The 8,649-nt window shown below is 43.9% G+C and carries 8 protein-coding genes; 1 reads left to right on the forward strand and 7 read right to left on the reverse strand.

What is annotated here, in order from left to right:
* The first annotated feature begins 191 nt into the window (after positions 1–191).
* Positions 192–323: an EYxxD motif small membrane protein gene (locus tag ACGLXV_RS24830; RefSeq protein ID WP_391560751.1), complete on the forward strand. Its 132-nt coding sequence runs from the start codon at positions 192–194 to the stop codon at positions 321–323.
* Here ACGLXV_RS24830 and purD read toward each other — a convergent pair.
* The 7 genes from purD to ACGLXV_RS24865 form a co-directional block, all read right to left on the reverse strand.
* A complete protein-coding gene (gene purD / locus ACGLXV_RS24835; protein ID WP_391560752.1) occupies positions 295–1,572 on the reverse strand; it encodes a phosphoribosylamine--glycine ligase in 1,278 nt (425 codons plus the stop codon). The genes ACGLXV_RS24830 and purD overlap by 29 nt on opposite strands.
* 22 nt (positions 1,573–1,594) lie before the next feature.
* Positions 1,595–3,130: a bifunctional phosphoribosylaminoimidazolecarboxamide formyltransferase/IMP cyclohydrolase gene (purH, locus tag ACGLXV_RS24840; protein WP_119706441.1), complete on the reverse strand. Its 1,536-nt coding sequence runs from the start codon at positions 3,128–3,130 to the stop codon at positions 1,595–1,597.
* Positions 3,108–3,710, reverse strand: coding sequence for a phosphoribosylglycinamide formyltransferase (gene purN, locus ACGLXV_RS24845; RefSeq protein WP_391560753.1), 603 nt, complete (start codon positions 3,708–3,710; stop codon positions 3,108–3,110). Before purN ends, purH begins: the two co-directional genes overlap by 23 nt.
* A 12-nt stretch (positions 3,711–3,722) precedes the next feature.
* On the reverse strand, positions 3,723–4,748 hold the full coding sequence (gene purM, locus ACGLXV_RS24850) for a phosphoribosylformylglycinamidine cyclo-ligase (protein ID WP_391560754.1): 1,026 nt from the start codon (positions 4,746–4,748) through the stop codon (positions 3,723–3,725).
* Between the two features lie 109 nt (positions 4,749–4,857).
* Positions 4,858–6,270, reverse strand: coding sequence for an amidophosphoribosyltransferase (gene purF / locus ACGLXV_RS24855; RefSeq protein ID WP_391560755.1), 1,413 nt, complete (start codon positions 6,268–6,270; stop codon positions 4,858–4,860).
* Positions 6,255–8,474, reverse strand: a complete 2,220-nt coding sequence (purL, locus tag ACGLXV_RS24860) for a phosphoribosylformylglycinamidine synthase subunit PurL (RefSeq protein ID WP_391560756.1) — start codon at positions 8,472–8,474, stop codon at positions 6,255–6,257. The genes purF and purL overlap by 16 nt, the downstream gene beginning before the upstream one ends.
* Positions 8,458–8,649: phosphoribosylformylglycinamidine synthase subunit PurQ (locus ACGLXV_RS24865; RefSeq protein ID WP_391560757.1), on the reverse strand; the 192-nt coding region annotated here is incomplete at its 5' end. The genes ACGLXV_RS24865 and purL, both read right to left, overlap by 17 nt.

The following is an 8,649-nucleotide window of genomic DNA, read 5'->3' on the forward strand; positions in this document are numbered from 1 at the left end:
GAGCGCTCCAACTGAGATAAAGGAAACACGAAGAGCCAGAGGCGATTCGATGTTGACTTATCGTAGGGCGGAGAGCGAAGGACACTAGGCGCTAGGGCGCTGGAGCTAGACAATTCTCAAAGTAGAAAATCCTATACTTTCTTATCTATTAAAAAACCCCCTCTATTTGTTTAGAGGGGGGAATCTCACTATTGAAAGGAGTCATCACTGTTATGTTTTGGGAATATGTTAGCGATATGTCCTTCGTTCTGATTGCTTTAATTGGAAGTATCGTTGCTCTTGCTTTTGTTTATATTAAGAAGTCTGGCAAGCGGCAAACGTAATGGCTTTATGTCCAATATCTTTTCTGTAAAAAATACCATCGCTCGATACATTTGATAACTCGGTATATACACGTTCTTGTGCTGCTTGAAGAGTGTCTGCCTTAGCAGCTGCAAGCAATACACGTCCACCAGCAGTAACAATTTTCCCATCCTCGTTCTGCTCTGTTCCAGCATGGAAGACAAGTGCTTCCTTCACTAGATCAAGACCTTCGATTACACTGCCCTTTATTGGTTCTTCAGGGTAGCCTTTTGCCGCGCCAACGACACCCACCACGGCATCAGATGTCCACTTGATAGTTGGCTGTTCTCCGTTTAACACTGCAAGAATTACCTCTACTAAGTCAGATTCCATTCTTGGAAGAACCACTTGAGTTTCTGGATCACCGAATCGAGCATTAAACTCAATTACCTTTGGTCCGGCAGTCGTTTGAATAAGACCAGCATAAAGAATTCCACAGAAACTTCTTCCTTCTGCAATCATCGCATGGGCTGCAGGCTTTAGGACCGTTTCAACCGCTGTTTGAACGGCATCATTGCTGATTTGTGGAACAGGAGAATAAGCGCCCATTCCACCCGTGTTTGGTCCTTGATCACCATCGTAAGCACGCTTATGATCTTGAGCAATTTCCATTGGCACCACAACGTCACCATTCACAAATGCCATGAGAGAGAATTCTTCTCCCTCTAAAAATTCTTCAATTACTACTTTCGCAGAAGCTGCCCCAAATTTGCTGTTCACAAGCATTTCTTTCAGGCTGTCAATCGCTTCTTCCAATGTAAGAGCAACGGTTACTCCCTTTCCTGCCGCAAGACCATCCGCCTTGATCACAATAGGAGCTCCTTTTTCCTCAACGTAGGCTTTCGCTTCTTCAAAGTTTGTGAAGGATTGATAAGCAGCTGTTGGAATTTGGTACTTCTCCATCAGCTCTTTTGCAAATGATTTGCTGCCTTCAATTACTGCTGCTTTTTGGTCTGGACCAAAAACTGCTAGGCCTTCCGCACGAATTCGATCGGCAAGTCCCGCTTGTAAAGGTGCTTCAGGTCCAATGATCGTAAGACCGATCTTTTCTTTTTTTATAAAATCAATCAGCTTGTCTTGATTCTCTTCAGAGATGTCAACGCGCTCTGCAACGTCTGTCATTCCTACATTCCCAGGAGCGACGAACACCTTTTTCACAGAAGGACTTTGGCTTACCTTCCAGCAAATAGCGTGTTCACGCCCTCCATGACCTACTACTAGAACGTTCATGGTTTGTACCCCCACTCGAAAATTAGTGTTTAAAATGTCTAACTCCAGTGAATACCATCGCAATTCCGTACTCATCTGCTTTTTTCACTGAATCTTCATCACGAATGGATCCACCCGGTTGAATAATCGCTGTAATTCCAGCCTTTGCCGCGGCTTCAACGGTGTCATCCATTGGGAAGAATGCATCCGAAGCAAGTACCGCACCCGTTGCCTTTTCTCCTGCTTGTTCTAAAGCAATTTTCGCTGCACCTACACGGTTCATCTGTCCAGCACCGATTCCAAGCGTCATGTCTGCATCGTTAACAACGATCGCATTGGATTTCACATGCTTAACAACCTTCCAGCCAAGCTTTAGTGCTTTCCATTCCTCTTCACTAGGCTCACGCTTGGTTGCTACAGATACAGTCGCATCTTCTAGTGTAAAACGGTCTTGGTCTTGAACAAGTAGTCCGCCTTCAATTGAGACATGCTTGTTTTCTACCTTTGCTTTCTCATCAAACGGAATCGTTAGCAAGCGAAGATTCTTTTTGCTTGTTAATACCTCTAAAGCTTCCTTTGAATAAGAAGGAGCAATGATAATTTCTAAGAAGATTTCATGAAGCTTTTCAGCTGTTTGTTTATCCACTTCACGATTCAAGGCAATAATTCCACCAAAGATCGATACAGGGTCAGCAGCAAACGCCTTTGTGAATGCATCATAAACATCCGTTCCTGTTCCTACACCACAAGGGTTCATATGCTTAACAGCTACCGCAGCAGGCTCCGTAAATTCCTTTACGATTTGAAGGGCTGCATCCGCATCATTAATATTGTTATATGATAACTCTTTGCCATGAAGCTGAGTGGCATTAGCAATCGAGAAAACAGAGCCAAGTGGCTTACGATAAAAAGCTGCCTTTTGATGTGGATTCTCTCCATAACGAAGGCTTTGCTTTAATTCATAAGTAACCGTCATTTTTTCCGGGTTTTCTTCACCAGCAAGATCTGTCATATATTCAGCGATCATCGCATCATACGCAGCTGTATGTCTAAATACCTTGGCAGCAAGCTTACGACGTGTAGCTTTTTCTACATCACCAGAAGCTTTTAGCTCTTCTAGTACCACTTCATAATCAGAAGGGTCAACAACTACAGTTACAAACTCATGGTTTTTTGCTGAAGCACGAAGCATCGTTGGTCCACCGATATCAATGTTTTCGATCGCATCTTCAACCGTCACATCAGGCTTAGCAATTGTTTGTTGAAATGGATAAAGATTTACACATACGATTTGGATGGGATCAATTTTATGCTCAGCTAGTTGCTTTTGGTGGTTTTCATCTGAAAACTTGGCTAAAAGGCCTCCGTGAATGTATGGGTTAAGTGTTTTTACCCGGCCCTCAAGAATCTCTGGAAATCCTGTTACATCGCTTACGCTAATAACCGGAACACCTGCAGCCTGCAGGGCATTCTTTGTTCCTCCAGTAGAAATTAATTCATATCCTAATTCACTTAAATGACGGGCAAACTCAACAACCCCAGTTTTATCAGATACACTAATTAATGCTCGTTTTTTCACTTTCCGTTCTCCTTTCACCCTTTAGAAGCTCGCTGATTACTGCTGGATAGAGCTTGTGCTCCACCTCATGTATTTTTTTCTGTAGACTTTCCTTTGTCTCTCCCTCATCAACAACAACTGCTTGCTGAGCGATAATGGGACCTGTATCCATACCTGCATCCACGTAATGTACAGTCACTCCGCTCTCTTTTACATTAGCAGCTAACGCTTGACCGATCGCATCCTTCCCCGGAAAGGCCGGCAGCATGGATGGGTGGATATTGATGATTTTTCCTTCAAAATCAGTTAATAAGGTAGGACCAATTAATCTCATATATCCTGCTAGTACGACAAGATCAATTTTTTTCTCTGTAAGAAGAGCACAAATCTCTTGTTCATACTCCATTTTTGAAGAATAGTCCTTCGCCCGAAACACAAACGTCGGAACGCCTGCCTCTTCTGCTCTTTGAATGGCATATGCACTCGGCTGGTCACATACTAACAGCTGCACCTTCGCCTCGAGCTCGCCACATTGAACCGCTTCTAAAATCGCACCAAAATTACTGCCCGAGCCTGATGCAAATACAGCAATATTTTTCATACTGTCCCTCGCTTACCTAATGTGTATTCCCTCTTGGCTAGATACCGTTCCGATTGCATAAGCTTTTTCTCCACTTTCGTTAAAGAAACGAATCACGTCGTCTGCAATCTCCTTATTCACTGCTACTACCATGCCAGTACCCATATTAAAAATATTATACATTTCTTTCCGGTCAAGCTCACCATACTTTTCAAGCAGGTTAAAAATCGCTGGTACCGTCCAGTTTGACTCTTCTAAATCTGCTCCTAATCCTTCTGGAAGCATACGCGGGATATTTTCTACAAAACCACCGCCAGTTATATGAGCCATTCCCTTAATCTCAAACTTCTTCAATGCAGCTAAAAGGGGCTTCACATAGATTTTTGTTGGCTGTAGCAATTCCTCACCAAGGGTAGACCCGAGCTCATCCACGTACTGAGTAAGGTCAAGTCCTGCCTTTTCTAGCAATACTTTACGAACTAATGAGAAGCCATTGCTGTGTAGACCGCTTGATGCAAGTCCAATTAGCACGTCACCCGGTTGAATGGAAGCACCGTTAACTAAAGCCGATTTTTCACAAGCTCCGACCGAGAATCCAGCAAGATCATATTCTTCTTCGCTGTACATACCAGGCATTTCAGCTGTTTCACCACCAACAAGCGCGCAACCCGCTTGTTCACAACCGTCCGCAATTCCCTTAACAATCGCTTCAATCTTACTAGGCTCTGCTTTTCCGCAAGCAATATAATCTAAAAAGTAAAGTGGCTCTGCCCCTTGAACAACGATATCGTTCACACACATGGCCACTGCATCAATTCCAATTGTGTCATGCTTATCAAGCATGAACGCAAGCATCAACTTCGTTCCAACGCCATCCGTTCCAGAGACGAGCACCGGCTCCTTCAGGTTTAGACTCGAAAGGTCGAACATACCGCCAAACCCACCTAAGCCTCCAAGCACGCCTGGACGAATTGTACGCTCTACATGCTTTTTCATACGGGAAACAGCTTCGTATCCAGCCTCAATATCTACCCCAGCTTGTTTATAAGCATTTGCCATTGTAAAAACCCTCCATAGAAAAGCGCAAGCGTCTTAAGTAGACGCCGGTGCTAAACAATTTTCATGTAAAAATAGATTTCCGAAGAAAAGGCAGCATGTGCTGCTGCCATTATTTGACCGTTTCTAGTGTTAGTTCGGTTGGATAAATTTCCGTTGGGTATTTACCAGTAAAGCAAGCTAAGCACTGTCCGCATTGATCCTCTCGTGGATCCTTCCCGATCGCTCCAAGCATTCCCTCCACACTCAAGAATGTGAGCGAATCAGCACCAATCATCTCACGAATTTCCTCCGGTGAAAGCTTAGAAGCAATTAACTCTTCTCTAGTAGATGTATCGATTCCATAGAAACATGGATTTTGAATCGGAGGTGAACTAATGACCACATGTACTTCCTTCGCTCCCGCTTCCTTCAACATCGTTACGATTCTACGGCTTGTTGTCCCTCTAACAATCGAATCATCCACCATAATGACACGCTTGCCCTCAACCACTCCACGTACAGGAGAAAGCTTCATCTTAACTCCCTGTTCACGCAAAGTTTGAGATGGCTGAATAAACGTACGGCCCACATAACGGTTTTTAATTAAGCCCATTTCATATGGAATGCCAGATTGTTCTGCATATCCAATAGCTGCTGAAATACTAGAATCAGGCACACCCGTTACAACATCCGCTTCAATCGGTACTTCCAAGGCAAGCTTTTTACCCATTGCCTTTCTTGCTGTATGCACATTAATTCCTTGGATATTGCTATCCGGTCTTGAAAAATACACATATTCCATCGTACACATCGCTTGGTTCGATGCAATTGAATACATTTCTGAATGAATGCCATTCGCATTAATGGTAATTAACTCACCTGGTAATACATCGCGAACGAACTCGGCGCCAACTACGTCAAAGGCACAAGTCTCTGATGCAACCACATACGCGTCACCCAATTTAGCAATGGATAATGGTCGCATGCCGTTCGGATCAAGAGCAACCATTAACTCATCTTCCGTCATAATCAAGAAGGCGTACGCCCCTTTTAACATCGTTAAAGCGGTTTTCACACGATCTTTAATGGATGAAAATCCACCGCGACGAATTAAATGTGCTAGCACTTCTGTATCAGAACTCGTTTGAAAGATACTTCCTTGTCCCTCCAGCTGAAGCTTAAGCTGATTCGCATTCACAAGATTTCCATTGTGTGCAAGTGCAAGACTGCCCGTCTGTGAGTTGAAGAGAAGCGGTTGAACATTCTCATAACCGCCACCTCCAGCTGTCGCATAACGAACATGCCCAATTGCAGCACTTCCCGTCATTTCTTCCATCGCCTTAGCCGTAAAGATTTCGGCAACAAGACCTTCCCCTTTTAAGCCCTTCAATCTCTTTTGATCAGAAACGACCATTCCCGTTCCTTCCTGACCACGGTGTTGAAGGCTATGCAATCCGTAATACGTGAGTTGTGCAGCGTCCGGATGGCCCCAAATACCAAAGATACCACACTCTTCATTTAACCCCTTTAGCTCAGCAAGCATGGGATTGCCCCTTTCCAAGCCTTTTCTAGCGTAGAAACTGGTTGTGAAACCACCAATTCATCACCACAAGTTATTTTTAAATCAGAAGAATCTGTTACTGTACCGATATATGTTGCATCTACTAAGCTCTCAAATTGAGCTTGGTTTTCTTTTTTCACTGTTAATACGAAGCGAGATTGTGACTCACTAAATAGTGCTGTTGTTGCTTCGCCTTGAAGGGTTACTTCTGCTCCTAAGTTCGAGCTACCCATTAAGCTTTCAGCAAGTGCGACTGCCACTCCACCTTCAGACACGTCATGAGCAGATGCTACTACTCCTGCACGAATCGCTGAAAGAACTTGTTTTTGAGCCTTCTCTTCTACCTCTAGGTTCAATTCAGGTGCTTTACCAAAGATTTCGCCGTTTGTAAGCTTTTGCAGCTCACTTCCACCGAATTCCGGCTTGGTTTCCCCTATTAAATAGATTAGGTCTCCCGCTTCTTTAAAGCTTTGTGTCGTAATATGATCGATATCTTCCACTAATCCAACCATACCAACTACCGGTGTAGGGTAAACAGCTGTTCCACTTCTTTCATTGTACAGTGATACGTTCCCACCGATTACTGGTGTGCTTAACACGTTACACGCTTCACTCATTCCATCAACCGATTTTTCAATCTGCCAGAATATTTCTGGCTTCTCTGGATTTCCGAAGTTTAAGCAGTCCGTGATTGCAAGTGGTACCCCACCAGAAGCAACGATATTACGTGCCGCTTCAGCAACCGCGATTTTTCCGCCTGTTTCTGGATCCAAGTAAATGTAGCGAGAGTTACAGTCCGTTGTCATCGCTAATGCTTTTCTTGTTCCGCGAATACGAACAACTGCTGCATCGCTTCCTGGTGCGACAACCGTACTTGTACGAACCATATAATCGTATTGATCGTAAACCCATTCTTTACTTGCGATCGTCGCTTGCTTAAGAAGGTTCACTAACGTTTCGTTATGATCTTTTACTTCTGGCACTGTGTTCTCCATCGCTTGGAACTCACGGAAATACGCAGGTTCAGCAGATGGCTTGTGGTACACTGGAGCTTCTTCTGCAAGAGCATCTGCAGGAACATTCGCAACCACTTCACCGTTATGAATTAAACGAAGCATCTTGTCATCTGTCACCACACCGATCGCAACTGCATCTAAATCGTACTTAGCGACAATATCAACAATTTCTTGTTCACGGCCCTTTTCAACAACAATTAGCATACGCTCTTGAGACTCAGAAAGCATCATTTCGTAAGCTGTCATGCCTTTTTCACGCTGTGGTACAAGATCCATATTCATTTCGATACCAGATCCTGCTTTACTAGCCATCTCCGCTGATGAGCTAGTAAGACCCGCAGCCCCCATGTCTTGAATCCCAACAAGAGCATCACATTTGACCAACTCAAGGCAAGCTTCTAAAAGCAGCTTCTCCATAAATGGATCTCCTACTTGAACGGCTGGACGCTTCTCATCTGATGTCTCCGTTAGTTCTTCTGATGCGAACGTTGCACCATGAATTCCATCACGACCTGTTTTTGCACCTATATACATAACCGTGTTACCAACACCGTGCGCTTGACCTTTTTTAATATCTTTATGGTCAATTAAGCCGACACACATAGCGTTAACTAGTGGATTGCCTTCGTAGCAAGCATCAAACTGAATTTCTCCACCAACTGTTGGGATACCGATACAGTTTCCGTAACCCGCGATTCCTGCAACCACTTCTTTAAATAAATATTGAACACGGCTCGATGCATCTAGTTCACCGAAACGTAGAGAATTTAACAATGCGATTGGTCTTGCACCCATAGAGAACACGTCACGGATAATTCCGCCTACTCCTGTAGCTGCTCCTTGGTAAGGCTCGATCGCTGATGGGTGGTTATGACTTTCAATCTTAAAAACTACCGCTTGTTCGTCACCGATATCCACGATCCCTGCGCCTTCTCCAGGTCCTTGAAGAACACGAGGTCCTGATGTTGGGAACTTGCGAAGAACCGGTTTAGAGTTCTTGTAGCTACAATGTTCTGACCACATAACAGAGAACAAACCTGTTTCTGTGTAGTTCGGCGTGCGTCCAAGAATGTCTTCTACCATTTGAAATTCTTCGTCAGACAAGCCCATTTGTGAATAGATTTTCTCTTGTTTAATTTGCTCCGGACTTGGCTCAAGCTTTAACAACATGTGAGTCCCTCCATTGTTTAACGATCGATTGGAATAACTTTACTCCGTCTGCTCCACCTAATAGCTCATCAACAGCTCTTTCAGGGTGTGGCATCATTCCTAGTACATTTCCTTGTTCGTTCATAATTCCAGCGATATCCTCTAAGCTACCGTTTGGATTGTTTGTATATGTGAA

Source organism: Robertmurraya sp. (assembly GCF_036676585.1).
Taxonomy (GTDB): Bacteria; Bacillota; Bacilli; order Bacillales; family Cytobacillaceae; genus Robertmurraya_A.

Coding starts and splice junctions, on each gene's coding strand:
- purN (WP_391560753.1), bottom strand. CDS start 3,710: ATGAAAAATATTGCTGTATTTGCATCAGGCTCGGGCAGTAATTTTGGT.
- purM (WP_391560754.1), bottom strand. CDS start 4,748: ATGGCAAATGCTTATAAACAAGCTGGGGTAGATATTGAGGCTGGATAC.
- purL (WP_391560756.1), bottom strand. CDS start 8,474: ATGTTGTTAAAGCTTGAGCCAAGTCCGGAGCAAATTAAACAAGAGAAA.
- purD (WP_391560752.1), bottom strand. CDS start 1,572: ATGAACGTTCTAGTAGTAGGTCATGGAGGGCGTGAACACGCTATTTGC.
- purF (WP_391560755.1), bottom strand. CDS start 6,270: ATGCTTGCTGAGCTAAAGGGGTTAAATGAAGAGTGTGGTATCTTTGGT.